General features: G+C 39.3%; 15 protein-coding genes and 1 tRNA gene. 3 read left to right on the top strand and 13 right to left on the bottom strand.

Annotation, left to right across the window (positions count from 1 at the left end):
- Positions 1 to 68: 68 nt before the first annotated feature.
- From CHB66_RS03150 to CHB66_RS03095, 12 genes are all read right to left on the bottom strand, one after another.
- A complete protein-coding gene (locus CHB66_RS03150; protein ID WP_089237880.1) occupies positions 69 to 1,268 on the bottom strand; it encodes a phosphoglycerate kinase in 1,200 nt (399 codons plus the stop codon).
- Positions 1,269 to 1,305: 37 nt separating this feature from the next.
- The gene (locus CHB66_RS03145; protein ID WP_089237878.1) at positions 1,306 to 2,271 is read right to left on the bottom strand and encodes an L-threonylcarbamoyladenylate synthase; all 966 of its coding nucleotides are present in this window, start codon (positions 2,269 to 2,271) and stop codon (positions 1,306 to 1,308) included.
- Positions 2,271 to 2,942: a tetratricopeptide repeat protein gene (locus CHB66_RS03140; protein ID WP_089237876.1), complete on the bottom strand. Its 672-nt coding sequence runs from the start codon at positions 2,940 to 2,942 to the stop codon at positions 2,271 to 2,273. The genes CHB66_RS03145 and CHB66_RS03140 overlap by 1 nt, the downstream gene beginning before the upstream one ends.
- Before the next feature lie 78 nt (positions 2,943 to 3,020).
- Positions 3,021 to 3,461 carry an acyl-CoA thioesterase gene (locus tag CHB66_RS03135; RefSeq protein WP_089237874.1) on the bottom strand — a complete coding sequence of 147 codons (441 nt, stop codon included), beginning with the start codon at positions 3,459 to 3,461 and terminating at the stop codon, positions 3,021 to 3,023.
- 5 nt (positions 3,462 to 3,466) lie between these two features.
- Positions 3,467 to 4,018 carry an NUDIX hydrolase gene (locus CHB66_RS03130; protein ID WP_089237872.1) on the bottom strand — a complete coding sequence of 184 codons (552 nt, stop codon included), beginning with the start codon at positions 4,016 to 4,018 and terminating at the stop codon, positions 3,467 to 3,469.
- Positions 4,019 to 4,024: 6 nt separating this feature from the next.
- Positions 4,025 to 4,612, bottom strand: coding sequence for a hypothetical protein (locus tag CHB66_RS03125; protein WP_089237870.1), 588 nt, complete (start codon positions 4,610 to 4,612; stop codon positions 4,025 to 4,027).
- Entirely contained in the window at positions 4,612 to 6,519 is a 1,908-nt protein-coding gene (locus tag CHB66_RS03120; protein WP_089237868.1) for a RecQ family ATP-dependent DNA helicase, read from the bottom strand. Before CHB66_RS03120 ends, CHB66_RS03125 begins: the two co-directional genes overlap by 1 nt.
- Positions 6,520 to 7,296 carry an enoyl-CoA hydratase/isomerase family protein gene (locus CHB66_RS03115; protein WP_089237866.1) on the bottom strand — a complete coding sequence of 259 codons (777 nt, stop codon included), beginning with the start codon at positions 7,294 to 7,296 and terminating at the stop codon, positions 6,520 to 6,522. It lies immediately after the preceding gene.
- 82 nt (positions 7,297 to 7,378) lie between these two features.
- A complete protein-coding gene (locus tag CHB66_RS03110; protein ID WP_170932417.1) occupies positions 7,379 to 9,328 on the bottom strand; it encodes a ComEC/Rec2 family competence protein in 1,950 nt (649 codons plus the stop codon).
- 92 nt (positions 9,329 to 9,420) lie between these two features.
- The gene (locus tag CHB66_RS03105) at positions 9,421 to 9,966 is read right to left on the bottom strand and encodes a DUF3575 domain-containing protein (RefSeq protein WP_089237862.1); all 546 of its coding nucleotides are present in this window, start codon (positions 9,964 to 9,966) and stop codon (positions 9,421 to 9,423) included.
- Between the two features lie 39 nt (positions 9,967 to 10,005).
- Entirely contained in the window at positions 10,006 to 10,443 is a 438-nt protein-coding gene (locus CHB66_RS03100; protein WP_089237860.1) for a GNAT family N-acetyltransferase, read from the bottom strand.
- Positions 10,400 to 11,401, bottom strand: a complete 1,002-nt coding sequence (locus CHB66_RS03095) for a PhoH family protein (protein WP_089237858.1) — start codon at positions 11,399 to 11,401, stop codon at positions 10,400 to 10,402. Before CHB66_RS03095 ends, CHB66_RS03100 begins: the two co-directional genes overlap by 44 nt.
- A 103-nt stretch (positions 11,402 to 11,504) precedes the next feature.
- On the opposite strand from CHB66_RS03095, the gene CHB66_RS03090 reads away from it, so the two are divergent.
- The 3 genes from CHB66_RS03090 to CHB66_RS03080 all read left to right on the top strand — a co-directional run bounded on the left by CHB66_RS03090 (position 11,505) and on the right by CHB66_RS03080 (position 12,730).
- Positions 11,505 to 12,281 (top strand): SAM hydrolase/SAM-dependent halogenase family protein, encoded by a 777-nt coding sequence (locus CHB66_RS03090; protein WP_089237856.1) that lies wholly within the window; start codon positions 11,505 to 11,507, stop codon positions 12,279 to 12,281.
- Between the two features lies 1 nt (position 12,282).
- Positions 12,283 to 12,579 carry a putative quinol monooxygenase gene (locus tag CHB66_RS03085; protein ID WP_076500196.1) on the top strand — a complete coding sequence of 99 codons (297 nt, stop codon included), beginning with the start codon at positions 12,283 to 12,285 and terminating at the stop codon, positions 12,577 to 12,579.
- A 69-nt stretch (positions 12,580 to 12,648) separates the two neighbouring features.
- A tRNA-Leu gene (locus CHB66_RS03080) sits at positions 12,649 to 12,730 on the top strand.
- Between the two features lie 345 nt (positions 12,731 to 13,075).
- On the opposite strand, the gene CHB66_RS16795 is transcribed toward CHB66_RS03080, so the two are convergent.
- Entirely contained in the window at positions 13,076 to 13,345 is a 270-nt protein-coding gene (locus CHB66_RS16795; protein ID WP_141107359.1) for a hypothetical protein, read from the bottom strand.
- Positions 13,346 to 13,370 lie beyond the last annotated feature (25 nt).

The following is a 13,370-nucleotide window of genomic DNA, read 5'->3' as shown; positions in this document are numbered from 1 at the left end:
TATTTCTAATTCCTGATTAGACTTTTTACTATAAGCTACAATCAGATAGTTTTTTGTTCACTTTTATTTCATGGCTCCAAAGCCGCCACGCCAGGTAGCACCTTTCCTTCCATATGCTCCAATAAGGCTCCTCCTCCAGTAGATACATAAGATACCTTATCTGTAAACCCAAACTTATTCACAGCCGCAGCAGAGTCTCCACCTCCGATCAAAGAGAAAGCACCGCTTTGTGTAGCCTCAGCGACTGCTTCTGCAATAGCCACAGTACCATGAACAAAACTGCTCATTTCAAATACCCCCATTGGACCATTCCACAGAATAGTCTTAGATTTCTTGACAACTTCTGCAAATTGCTTTCTTGTCTCAGGACCAATATCTAGGCCCATCCAGCCATCTGGAATTTCACCACTTACAGCCAGTCCTTGCTCAGCATCGTTGGCAAAGGCCTTAGAAGTAACTGTATCTACAGGAAGAATTAGATTGACCCCTTTAGATTTAGCCTTATTCATCAACTCTAAAACATAGTCAAGCTTATCAGCTTCACATAAGGAGTCCCCGATTTGTCCGCCTTGTGCCTTGGCAAAAGTGTAGGACATGCCTCCTCCTATGATCAGGTTATCTACTTTGTCCAAAAGTCTTTCTATGATCAAAATCTTGTCAGAAATCTTCGCTCCACCCATGATGGCTGTGTAAGGTCTTTGCGGCTCTTCCATCACTTTGTCCGCATTTTCCAACTCAGACTTCAACAAGTACCCACTTGCTTTGGTGTCAAAAAACTTGGCAATCACTGCGGTAGAAGCGTGGGCTCTATGTGCTGTTCCAAATGCGTCATTGACATATACATCACCTAGAGAAGCCAACGTTTTAGCAAAATCCTCATCTCCCTTTTCTTCTTCCTTGTAGAATCTAAGGTTTTCTAACAACAAAATCTCGCCTGGCTTCAAACCAGCCGCAAGTTGCTTTGCTTCTTGTCCGATACAGTCTGGAGCAAATTTCACGGAAGTTCCAGATAGCTTTTGTAATTCAGAAATTACGTGGCGAAGTGAATACTTATCTGTTGGACCATCTTTAGGTCTACCTAAGTGCGACATCAAAATCACCGATCCACCATCCTTTAGGATCTTTTGAATGGTAGGAATAGCTGCTGAGATCCTCGTTGCATCTGACACATTCTGATGCTCATCCAATGGGACATTAAAATCTACTCTGATCAAGGCTCTCTTTCCTGAAAAATCTAGGTTATCGACGCTTTTTATTCTTTTGTTCATGATTAATGGTTTTATAAGGTTTTTTAGAATTTGAGTTCTACACTTGTATCGAAGCCCTTTTGAGCCGGTCATTGATGGCTTTACCCAAACCTTCGTTGGGCAAAAGCTCTGATAAAATTACGGAAACATCCATGCTATCCAAAATCCGCATGGCTGCAAATAGATTTTTGGCAGCTTCTTTCATATCTCCTTGTGGACTGAGGATAATTTTATTCCTTTCCGCAACTTGGTAGAAATCTTTCTTGAATGTCATTACTGCAAAATCTAGTCCTTCTTTATGATATCTCTCAACCAAGTCATTTATATCTCCTATGATGAAAGGTTTACTTGGAGCGTAATGACTTTTCAATAAGCCTGGTGCTTTGGGATTACTAGAAGAGTGGGACATGACTTGCACTGGACCCACAATATCCTCAATCAACGTCAAATCTAATCCCCCCAATCTATAGACAGTAACTTCTCCAGCCTCTAAACCCACAATGGTACTTTCTAAACCTACTTCACAAAACCCTCCATCCAGGATGTATTTAATCTTATCACCTAATTGATCATTGACATGTGAAGCTTGGGTAGGACTGATGTAGCCAAATGGATTGGCACTAGGGGCTGCAAGCGGATAATTTAAAGAAGTCAATAAGGACCTAGTCAATGGATGAGAAGGAATCCGAACAGCTACAGTCTCCAAACCACTAGTTACCAAATCAGGCACATTGGGCTTTCTTGGTAGCAATAAGGTCAAAGGGCCTGGCCAAAAAGCCTCTGCTAGATCCTTCAGAACTTCGGGGATTTCTTTCACAAAATCATAGACTTTATCCAAACAAGATGTGTGAAGAATCAATGGATCAAAGCTTGGTCTATTTTTGGTTTCAAAGATTTTGGCTACTGCATCTGCTTGAAGGGCATTACCTGCCAAGCCATAAACTGTCTCAGTAGGAATCCCCACCAGTTCACCTGCATCTAAAATTGCCTTGGCTTTGATGATATCTTTACCAATCTCAGCCATTAGTCTTGACAAAAGTCATCTACCCAAGTTTGAGCTTCTTTATATCCAAGACTTAGGGCCATTTTTAAATTGGCACAGCCTTCTTCCTTTTGACCCAATGCACTCATTTGTGTGACACCCAGCAAGTAGTAGGCTGGACCATTATTACTGTCTAAATTGATGGCATTAATCAAAGACTCCATTCCACCCAGCGGGTCATTATTCCCAAGCTGCGCTTTTGCCCTATTGAATTGCACCAATGCTTGGTTTGGATTGGCTTGTAAGGCTATATCAAAATCCATGATAGCATCTTCATACTCCTCCAATGCCAAAAGTGCCAAACCACGATTATAGTAGATATCCAATTGCTGAGGATCTAGGCCGTTGGCGAAATTGTAATCTCTGATCGCTTCTTTGTATGCTTTTTTCTCTAAGTAAGCATTACCCCTGTTGAAAAATGGCTTATAAGAACTAGAGTCTAATCTAATGGAGGTAGTGAAAGCAACTATAGCTTCATCAAATTTTCCTTGCTGGAAATATGCCACTCCCTTGGCGTTATGCGCAGAGGTATTAGACTCGTTTTTCTCGATCACTCTATCAAAATAACCAATTGCTTTGTTATACTCACTGGCTTCCAGCTGCGTTACACCCTGATCAAACAACTCCTGCTCATTTGCACCACACGCTCCCATAAAGGTCAGAATTACCAATCCTATTAATAAATGCTTCACGTCTTTAGAATTTTTTGGCAAAGATAAGGAATTATCCTGCTAGGCAGAGGTATTTTTCAACTTTGAAGCATAGTCTTGTGGTATGGGTACTGGCTTCATCGTCTTCATGTCCACCGCAACCATTGTCGTAAGTGCAGTTGCAAAAATAACTTCCTCCCCTTGAAGCGTAATTCCTCCTATCACCTGCTCCAAAGCGAATGACGATTTACCCACTTTGATACAACGTACAAAGGCTTCTACTTGATCTCCAAAATGTATGGGTCGCTTATAATCAATATTCACATTAGCTACCACGGTACCGATGGTCATGATGTCCCAATTGCAGGCCTTGTAAAGATACATCGCTCTGGCATGCTCAAAGTAATTGAAATAAATGCCATTATTTACATGCAGGTATCCATCAATGTCCGAAAAACGGATTTGTATGAGCTCCGAAAAAGCAAAGGAGGCCTTAACCTCCCCAAAATTAGTTATGTGCATCAACTTTAAATTACGTATTCAGATCGACTAGTTTTTTCCAACATCCTTAAAATGGATGGATTGTAACCTATTACATCCTCTACTGTATCAAATGGTACCCAAGCCAAATCCATACTCTCGCTACTCAAGGTTAAGGGCTCGTTGAGCTCTGCCTCAATCAGGTAGCGCACATCGTAATGGTAGTGTTCTGGAACGTCTCCCTTTTGAGGAATAATATGCTTATCAATATCAAAAATCCCATTTCCAACAAATCTTAGAGAAGTCAATCCACTTTCTTCCTGAGCTTCTTTCATGGCTACTTCCAGAAGATTTTCTTCTCCATCTGCATGGCCTCCTAACTGAAGCCAGCGATTAAGCTTTCGGTGAAGGGTGAGCAGTGTATGTGTTCTTCTTTTATTCACTACCCAAGCAGAAGCAGTAAAATGTCCACTCAACCTGGATCGAAGGAAGGCATCTTGCTCGAAAGTCAATGCTATAAACTCTGAAACAAAAGCAGACTCTTCTTCAAAGGGTGTTCTGTAATTTTCGAGACTTTGTCTCAGTAATATTCTATCCATTGGATATTAATTTTCAAATAAGTCGTCTATAAAATCCTCAAAAGGTGTCGCGTCCTTATAGAGGGAATCCGAATAGACCGTGACGAGAACTTTCAAATAGCTAGGTTTATCGTTGACACTGATTTTCTCTATACTTACATTTCCGAAAAGCTGATCTATTTTTTCATTGAAATCAGCATTGCTGAGGGGAGGCTTGAAATATTGTTTCTCAGTCATCTTCACCGCTTCATTAATCTCTTCGAATTTGCGGTCCAGACTGATTTTTTGATATCCCAAATCTAACATTCGTTGGCCAAAAGCAAAGAAAACTTTTGAAAAACTTTTCTCATCAAATGGTCTTTCAAAGCTTACCGCAAAACCATTGGCATAAGGAGATTTGAGGATATGAACCTCTGGGCTCGCATTCATACCAGATGTTTTGAAGTGGTAATTTTTCTTCACCAAGTTGAGTAAATTCTTTCCCTCAGTAGATTGAGCCCAAGCTGTGACATCAGCGATTGCTTCTTCCGTCTGGGTAAAATTCTCCTTATGCTTGATCGAAGTGCTTTTTTTGGGAAACAACTTCCCCAGCAAATCATCTATAAATGAAGCCATTATTTTTTCAATTTGTATATTCCATTAGGCTCTGACACGATCCTCCCCTCATCTTCCAAATTTCTGAGTAAGTCCACCGTCTCTTGATCATCTTTGAGCCCAACATGTGGTAGTGATTGTAAAGAAAACTCCTTTCCATCCTTTAAAGTTTGGATAATCTTGGATTTGAGCTGATCATCTCTATCTGATGTAGCCTTGCGACGCTCTATACAGACATCACAAATACCACAAAAATGATCAGTTTCTTCTCCAAAATATGTAGAAATCTGATTGGCTCGGCAAAGTTGCGTATTTTCAATATATGCAATCATTGAAGCTGCTTTGGACTTTGCATTATCTCTACGCTCGGCAATTCTTTTGGTGTTCAATGGTAATTTACCAGCATCGTAGCGTGGCGTCAGAAAAGTGACCTGTGGACTATCCTTGCGCTTATTGTAGGCCAAAATATTGAATTGGTCAAGTAGCTCAAGTTGCCTAACCAAATCTGATTCAGAGAGCTGAAGTTGCTTTGCCAATCTCACTTCTTGAATCTTAATGTATTCCATAAATAATTCACCTCCATAAGTCCTGAGTAAGGCTTTGACTAGAGGATCAAGCTTGGCATTTGCTATCTGAAATTCATACAATTTGGATTGATCTACCAAGAAGTGAATGCTAGATGGAGCAAAAAAACTTTCATTGAGCTCAATAAAACCCTCTTCTTGTAAGACTTTCAATGCATTGTAGGTCATCAGCAAATCCAATTGATAAGTGCTGCAAAAATCCCCCAAATCAAAATCATAACTAACGAACAAGCTACTGCCTACTGCTATTCTATATTGGTTGGCTAGGGATTGATAGACTCTTTTGAGAAAATCAAGAGGAGGATAAGCAATCTCTGCTCGTTGAATCAATGTTTCGATATCTTGCTCATTGGTCAATAAAACCCCATAAGCCTTAAGTTCATCTCTTCCTGCACGGCCTGCTTCTTGGTAATAGTTTTCCAAATTCTCCGGTAGATCAAGGTGAATCACCAGCCTGACATCAGGTTTGTCAATCCCCATCCCAAAAGCATTGGTAGCGACCATAATTCGTATGTGGTTATTCTTCCACTCTTGCTGCCTAAGCTCTCTCGTAGCAACATCTAATCCCGCATGGTAAAAAGTGGCTGAATGGCCTAGTCTATACAACTCCTGAGCGATTTGTTTAGTCCCCTTTCTATTTCTAGTGTAAAAAATGGCAGACCCAGGAATTCTATTCAATATTTCAATGGCCTTTTCTATTTTATTTTCCACCATCCGAACAGCATAGCTTAAGTTTTTCCTAGAAAAAGACCTTACAAAAACTGCCGGATCCTTCAGCTCCAGCTTATCGATGATATCTTGCTTTACTTTGAGTGTTGCTGACGCAGTAAGTGCTAGACAGGGCACTTCAGGGTGAAAAGCACGGATTTTTGCAATTTCAAGATATGGAGGTCTGAAATCATAGCCCCACTGCGAGATACAATGAGCTTCATCTATGGCTATCAAGCACACATTCATTCGCTTGAATCGCTCAATAAAAATCTCAGTTTTTAAGCGCTCTGGAGATACATACAAAAATTTATAATTCCCATAGACACAATTATCCAGGGTTGTATCGATTTCTCGTTTACTCATACCGGAGTATACCGCAGCAGCCAATACTCCTCTTTTTCGGAGATTATCCACTTGATCTTTCATGAGTGCGACAAGAGGACTTACTACTAGACAGACTCCTTCCTGTGCCAAAGCAGGCACTTGAAAACAAATAGATTTACCACCACCTGTAGGCAACAATGCAACACAGTCTTTCCCTGACATTGCTGTCAAAACAATATCTAGCTGCGCAGGACGAAAATCCTGATAGCCAAAAAATTTCTGAAGTGTCTGTATCGCTTTAGTTTTCATTTACCAGCTCAAAGGCTCCTTGTTCAAAAATGCAGCAATCCCCTTTTTGCAATCAGCAGACCCGCGCGCTTTGGCATTCATGCTTGCAGCATATTCCAAGCCATCTTCGAGGGTCTTTTCCTGCACACGACTAATCATCTCTTTTGTAAGTCCCATGGCCATTCCAGAGTTTTGATTGGCAAGCTTCTGCGCATAGGCAAAAACTTGATCTTCCAAGTCTTCTGCTGCCACCACCCAATTGATCAACCCAAAAGCCTGTGCCTCATCTGCCGTAATCAAGTCAGCATCCAACAAAAGCTGCTTGGCTTTCCCCTCTCCAATTTTTCTGATCAAAAATACCTTAACAATTGCTGGGACAAAACCGATTTTCACTTCTGTATAACCAAACTTGGCTTCAGGTACGGCAAATGAAAAATCACAAACAGTAGCTAGACCACAACCTCCCGCCAAAGCATGTCCTTGAACTTGCGCTATAACCACTTTTGGGGAAGTATAAATCCGATAAAACAAATCTTTGAGATGCCTACTATCCTGAAGATTCTCCTCAAAAGTATTGGTTTGGAGTTGTTGTAAAGAAGCGAGGTCAGCACCAGAACAAAACACCTTCCCCGCTGCTTTGATCACAATCACTTTTACTTCGGGATTATTTTCAAGATCTGTCAAAACTGCTTTCATTGCTGTGACCATCTCTGCATTGAGGGCATTTCGCTTATCTGGTCGATTGAGGATCAGGTACCCTACCCTTTCTTTGACAATTTGATGTATAGGTTGATTCATGGTGTATATATTCTTTTGGGTTTATATCAAAATGCACTTATTGGAAATATAGATCAGAACTTTTGCATGTCCAAAGTAAGACCTATTTAAATACCAATTTCCTTGCAGTTGGAATTTTAGGTTGTAATTCATTCTTGTTTGATTCCCGCCATGCATCCCCAGTCCAAGCATATTGATTCATGGAGAAATCTGATTGATTCAACCAATCTCCTTGATAAAAGTACATTGGCTGCTTCAGTTTTGGAAGAGGAATTACCAAAGAATCTCCTTTCAAAAAAACAGTTAATGGTTCTAATGATTTTAGGCTTGATGACCGATTGGGAAAAACCTTGAAGGATAATTCAGCCTCAGGCACACCAAAATCAAGATAATAGCTTTGACCATAGTCCAAAGCAATCCCATCGCTTACTTCGTAAAAGATCAAGGTCTTTTCATTTTTTACTAAAGCATGAATCACTTGATACCCTCCAAAAATAAACATAGCTACGAAACCTACATAGAGCATCCATTTTTTTCTATTCAAGAAGAGCGAAATTAGTAAAGCAAGTATCAACCAATAGAAGATCATGAATTCCGAGCTGAGGTTAATATGAGAAATTCTCGCATAAGGAACGGATTGAATTCCAAAAATCAGAAAATTGACAAAAGAGATGAGATGCTCTGTCATCCAAGCAAGTGATTGTCCTAAAACCGGAACCTGAAAACATAACATCATCGGAATACCGACAGACATGATCAAGAATGCGCCTGGAATTGCCACCAGATTGGATATTAGAAAATAAGTAGGAAACACATGAAAATAATAAGTCGAAATGGGAAATGTCATCAACTGAGCCGCTAATCCCACCATGCTGATTTGCCAAATATATTCCACTACCCTCCACTTTGGTATCCAAATAGAAACCAAAATGGGCTGGATCAAAATAATTCCAATCAATGCCAGGTAGGACAGCTGGAAACCCACTGAATAGATTAAAAAAGGATCAAAAATCAGCAAAAGCAATGCTGATAGTGCAATCGCATTGAAAATAGAGGGGCTTCTAGATTTCATCTGAGCCAGTGCCATCAGAGAAAACATGGTCGCTGCCCGCATCACTGAAGGTGACATTCCGGTCAACATTGCATAAGCCCAGATGATAAGAATGATGATACTGAGATAGACAATCCTCGCTCCCTGCTTCATTCGGTAAGGTTTGAAAAAAAGGAAAAAGAATCCATAAATGATCCCTACATGTAATCCGGATACTGCTAACACATGCATGGCACCTGCTGTCACATAGGCCTCACTAACTTCTTTTTCTAAGTTCTTCTTTTGCCCTAGCAAAAGGGCTTGAGCGACTTGTTTGGCCTGGGTGTCTCGAAATTTAGCATCAATACTGGCTATAATGGCAGACCTTATATCCAAAAAGAAGTCTTCCACTGGCTGTGTACTTCGGTAGCCGATTTTGAGAATTCTATTTCCAACAAAATGCCTGTGCGCAATCTGCTGCCTTTGCATGAATCTTTGATAATGAAATTCAGCTGGATTGGTTGGGGGAGTTAGCAACTCAGGTTCCCCCACCACAAAAACCAAATCGCCTGATTTCAAGCCATGCTCTAATCGATGATAAATCAAAACCTCTCCTGTAACAGCGATTGGATTGAAACTTTCATCAATGAGCTCAATCATCCGAAGTCTATTGGCAATGGAATTTGGTTTGACTTCATCATTTCCAAGTACAACCGCTATATAACCTTTGATTTCTTGTTTTTGATGGATCAAGTGATCGGCATCGTTTTTAAAATCCTTCAAATAAGTAATCACATAGCCTAACAAAATCAATTGTAAGTAAGCAAAAAGAGGAATCAGTATTCGAAAGTTATATTGCTTTTTCAACCTATTCCAAATGATTAAAATAGCATATATAAAGTAGATAAAAACCAAAAAAGCAACAGACAATATGAAGTATTGACTCCCCAAAACTTGGTAGAGTAATATCCCTAAAATCAAAAAAAGGGTGTGTCGTAAAAAAGGAAACTCACTAAAAATCATCCGACTAAAGCTTTGCTTTAAATTAAGCAATAAAATAAAAAAAGGGAGCCTGAAGCTCCCTTTCATGTATTTTTAGTCGACTAATTTGATCCTTAGAACCGATAGCCGATAGAGAATCCTGCCTTGAATTCAATCGCTGAGAAACGATCATTTACCTCTTCACTGAATCCCCTTGCAATGGATACGTATGGCCCCATTGCAAACTGATCATTGAATACCCACTTGTATCCTGCGCCCAGACCTAGAATCGCACTATTCATACTCGTGATGAGCGGTTGAGATTGATCTACTGATTCTGAGAAATCTCCAAATCTATATTTGAAATAAGGGAATATATATACCTGGCCGTCAGTTTCACTATCAAAGTAAAAATTGTAAGAAACTTGAAGTGATGTAGCGTTGAAATCTCTTCCATCAGGAGTCGAGATATAAGCAAACCTATCATTGAAATGTGCCTCTATGGCTATGGATTGATCTTTCCCAAGAAAATGTTCGTAACCCAATTCTACCGAACCAAGAAGGATGGTATTCAGGAAGTTCAATTTCACTTCACCAATACTGTGTGCTCTTTCTTCCTGTGCAAAAGATATAGAAGCAAAAAAAGAAAGTGCAAAAACTGTAAGTAATATTTTTTTCATGATCTTAAAATTTATGTATTGTGCGAAAACGATTCAAAACTACAAATATCTTTCCATTTGATAATGCAAGATGTTACATTCTTCAAACATCTCGCCAACTTTTTCAAATCCAAATTTTGAATAAAGAGGGATGGCTGGCAGTTGGGCATGCATGTATAGCAACTTGCCTTTTGCTTGCTCAGACACAGTAATATCATCTAATACTGCCTGAACCAAAGCTTGACCTACACCCTTGCCGCGCATTTCTTTCAATACTGCGAAGCGCTCAAGTTTGACGCCGTTTTTGGTAAATCTCCATCTAGCTGTCCCAGCAGGCTCACCTTCGACTGTAGCTAAGAAATGTGTAGAACTCGCTTCAAATTCATCGTATTCTTCTGCAGGATCGACTTCCTGCTCTATTACAAAGACGATTTCCCTTATTTTGAAAATCGTATCAAGCTGTTCCTTCGTCTTTACCTTTTCTACGGAGATATTCATCACTTTCATACTTTTTATCTGCTTCTGATTTTTCATAAGCTTCTATGATAGACTTGACTAATTTATGTCTAATCACATCTTTGCCGCTCAAATTCACCACACCTATTCCTTTGACATCTTTTAAAACTTTGAGTGACTCTGAAAGGCCAGACTTCTGTCTTTTTGGCAAATCTACTTGAGATTGATCACCCGTTATGATCACTTTTGAATTTGGCCCCATCCTAGTGAGAAACATTTTAATTTGCTCACTGGTAGTGTTCTGCGCCTCGTCTAAAAGTACAAAAGCATCATGCAAAGTCCTACCTCTCATATAAGCTAAAGGAGCTATTTCTATCACTCTGGTTTCCTGATAAAACTTCAGTTTCTCAGAAGGAACCATATCACTGAGTGCGTCATAGATTGGTCTCAAATAAGGATCAAGCTTCTCTTGTAAATCTCCAGGAAGAAAACCTAAATTCTCTCCAGCTTCTACCGCAGGTCTGGTAATTATAATTCTTTTTACCTCTCTATTTTTGAGCGCTCTGACTGCTAATGCTACTGCTATGTAAGTCTTTCCTGTACCTGCAGGACCAAGAGCAAACACAAGATCATTTTTGAAAGAAGCTTCGACTAATTTCCTCTGATTTGCAGATTTAGGTTTGACGACAAGCCCTTTGTTACCATAAACGATGACATCGTTCTTTTGATTTTCCTCAAAGGGAACACCCTCAAGGGAAATGTATTCTTTGACATGGTCGGGAGTAATGTGACCAAATCTATTGAAATGCTGTAAAAGCATATTGATGACGTCATTGATTCTGAGGATCTCTGGAGCACGACCTTGAATCCTTATTTCATTTCCTCGGGAAACAATTTTACTTTGCGGGAATGCTGCTGCAATCTGGCGTATATTCTCATTTCCAGATCCCAAAAAGTCCAGCAGTGAGATATTTTCTAAAGTAATTACTTTTTCTACCAATCTATTGAATTTGATTTTAGAGTTTGTTTAAGGTGTAAGGATAAAATCCCTATTTTTGTTCACACCTACTACAAAAATATAAAATTTTAATAGACTTGCTTATATGGCACTGGTAACATTCATTTCAGATTTCGGAGAAGGGGACTATTATGTTCCGGCGGTGAAGGCGAAAATGTTATCCATCAACCCCCAACTGAACATTGTAGATATTTCGCATCAAATCAACACCTATGATATAGCCCATGCAGGATTTATCCTGAGAGCAGTATTTCGGGATTTCCCAAAAGGTACCGTACACTTAGTTGCTATCAATGGCACTAGTAATATGACTGATGGATTCATAGGTATCAAATTAGAGGAACACATCTTCATTGGGCCAAATAATGGAGTCTTAAGTCTTTTAGCTGATTATGACCCTGGAATCATCGTACAGTTTGCTGACATCCATCTCAAAGACAGCACTTTTCCAGCCAAAGATATCCTAGCGCCTATTGCAGCAAAAGTAGCATCTGGAGCAGCTATTCATGACTTTGGAGGGCCATTGATGCAGATGAAAAAAATGATGTCACGACAATTCAAGGCGACAAAAAAACAAATTGTTGGACATGTGGTAAGGGTAGATAATTACGGTAATTTGATCACCAACATTACCAAAGAGGTATTCGAAAAACTTAACCCAGGGAAATTTACGATAGAATTCAGCAGGGAAGTCCTGACCCGCATCAATAAGTCCTATGATAATGTCGAGGCTGGCGATTGCTTCGCTTTCTTCAATAGTCTAGAATTACTAGAAATTGGAATCAATCATGGCAATGGTTCAGAATTGCTAGGTTTGAGACTAGATACGCCTATTTACATCAATTTTGAAACTGCTGAATAAAATGCTGACAAGAGTTGTAAGAATGACTTTTCAGGAGGATAAAGTGGAAGAATTTTTAGAAAATTTTCATGCGAACAAAGAAAAGATACGCAATTTCCCTGGCTGTCATCATTTGGAATTGTGGCAAGATGAAAATTTTAAAAATATTTTCATGACATATAGCTTTTGGGACGACGAAGCCGCCTTAAATCAATATCGTGATTCTGAATTATTTAAGTCCGTATGGGCTGTAACGAAGCCTCTTTTTGCAGAGAAACCGAGTGCTTTTAGTGCAAAAAAAATGGTGGAACTCCCTTGAGTGGCTTGCACAGAAAAAAAATAGTAATCATATTTGCATCCCATTCAGCAAGGAATGGATAATTCACCTGCCCAGGTGGCGGAATTGGTAGACGCGTTGGTCTCAAACACCAATGCCCTCGGGCGTGCCGGTTCGACTCCGGCCCTGGGTACAACAAACCCCTTCAAAAGCAATTTTGGAGGGGTTTTTGTGTTTTTTGAGAAACTATTTACAAAAATTCAATTTTATCAGAGTATAAACATGAAGAAGCATTTATTATTGGCAAACCATATATGGAAATTTAATTTTTGCTAGCTTTAGGCACAGGGACAACCATTCTGTTTTTCTCTTTGCATGCATAGCTGATTGTCTCTTTTAAATTTGGGAGAACTTCTGGAATCCCAAGCTAACCAAAAACATCTGATATTTCTCTTTATAAGTAGTGTCTAAGCAATCAGTTCAAAGCACTCAAAGAGAAAGAAAAATATCCCTAAGACTTATACATCCAAGGAATTTATTATGAAACAAATCCATCATAAACCCATATAACAATACGAACCAAAGTCCAAAATACAAGATAAGATAATGCTAAAACAAACGAAATCCCTGCACCTACATCAGCATCTAAATAACTTGGTCCAATATACATCTCAAATAAACAATAAATAAAGGCAAGAATAGATGTAATAAAAATTGGAAAAGTTAGTACAAACAATAATCGTTTTATACCAATATGTACTGTTCTAAATCTTTTAAATCTTGGAAGAATAAATTTATCGATATTCATAATCTATTTGTTTGTTTAGGTTGCT

Source organism: Belliella buryatensis (genome assembly GCF_900188245.1).
Classification (GTDB): Bacteria; Bacteroidota; Bacteroidia; order Cytophagales; family Cyclobacteriaceae; genus Belliella; species Belliella buryatensis.
This window is presented reverse-complemented; position numbering and strand designations above follow the sequence as displayed.

Coding starts and splice junctions, on each gene's coding strand:
- CHB66_RS03150 (WP_089237880.1), bottom strand. CDS start 1,268: ATGAACAAAAGAATAAAAAGCGTCGATAACCTAGATTTTTCAGGAAAG.
- CHB66_RS03145 (WP_089237878.1), bottom strand. CDS start 2,271: ATGGCTGAGATTGGTAAAGATATCATCAAAGCCAAGGCAATTTTAGAT.
- CHB66_RS03140 (WP_089237876.1), bottom strand. CDS start 2,942: ATGGGAGCGTGTGGTGCAAATGAGCAGGAGTTGTTTGATCAGGGTGTA.
- CHB66_RS03135 (WP_089237874.1), bottom strand. CDS start 3,461: ATGCACATAACTAATTTTGGGGAGGTTAAGGCCTCCTTTGCTTTTTCG.
- CHB66_RS03130 (WP_089237872.1), bottom strand. CDS start 4,018: ATGGATAGAATATTACTGAGACAAAGTCTCGAAAATTACAGAACACCC.
- CHB66_RS03125 (WP_089237870.1), bottom strand. CDS start 4,612: ATGGCTTCATTTATAGATGATTTGCTGGGGAAGTTGTTTCCCAAAAAA.
- CHB66_RS03120 (WP_089237868.1), bottom strand. CDS start 6,519: ATGAAAACTAAAGCGATACAGACACTTCAGAAATTTTTTGGCTATCAG.
- CHB66_RS03115 (WP_089237866.1), bottom strand. CDS start 7,296: ATGAATCAACCTATACATCAAATTGTCAAAGAAAGGGTAGGGTACCTG.
- CHB66_RS03110 (WP_170932417.1), bottom strand. CDS start 9,328: ATGATTTTTAGTGAGTTTCCTTTTTTACGACACACCCTTTTTTTGATT.
- CHB66_RS03105 (WP_089237862.1), bottom strand. CDS start 9,966: ATGAAAAAAATATTACTTACAGTTTTTGCACTTTCTTTTTTTGCTTCT.
- CHB66_RS03100 (WP_089237860.1), bottom strand. CDS start 10,443: ATGAATATCTCCGTAGAAAAGGTAAAGACGAAGGAACAGCTTGATACG.
- CHB66_RS03090 (WP_089237856.1), top strand. CDS start 11,505: ATGGCACTGGTAACATTCATTTCAGATTTCGGAGAAGGGGACTATTAT.
- CHB66_RS03085 (WP_076500196.1), top strand. CDS start 12,283: ATGCTGACAAGAGTTGTAAGAATGACTTTTCAGGAGGATAAAGTGGAA.
- CHB66_RS16795 (WP_141107359.1), bottom strand. CDS start 13,345: ATGAATATCGATAAATTTATTCTTCCAAGATTTAAAAGATTTAGAACA.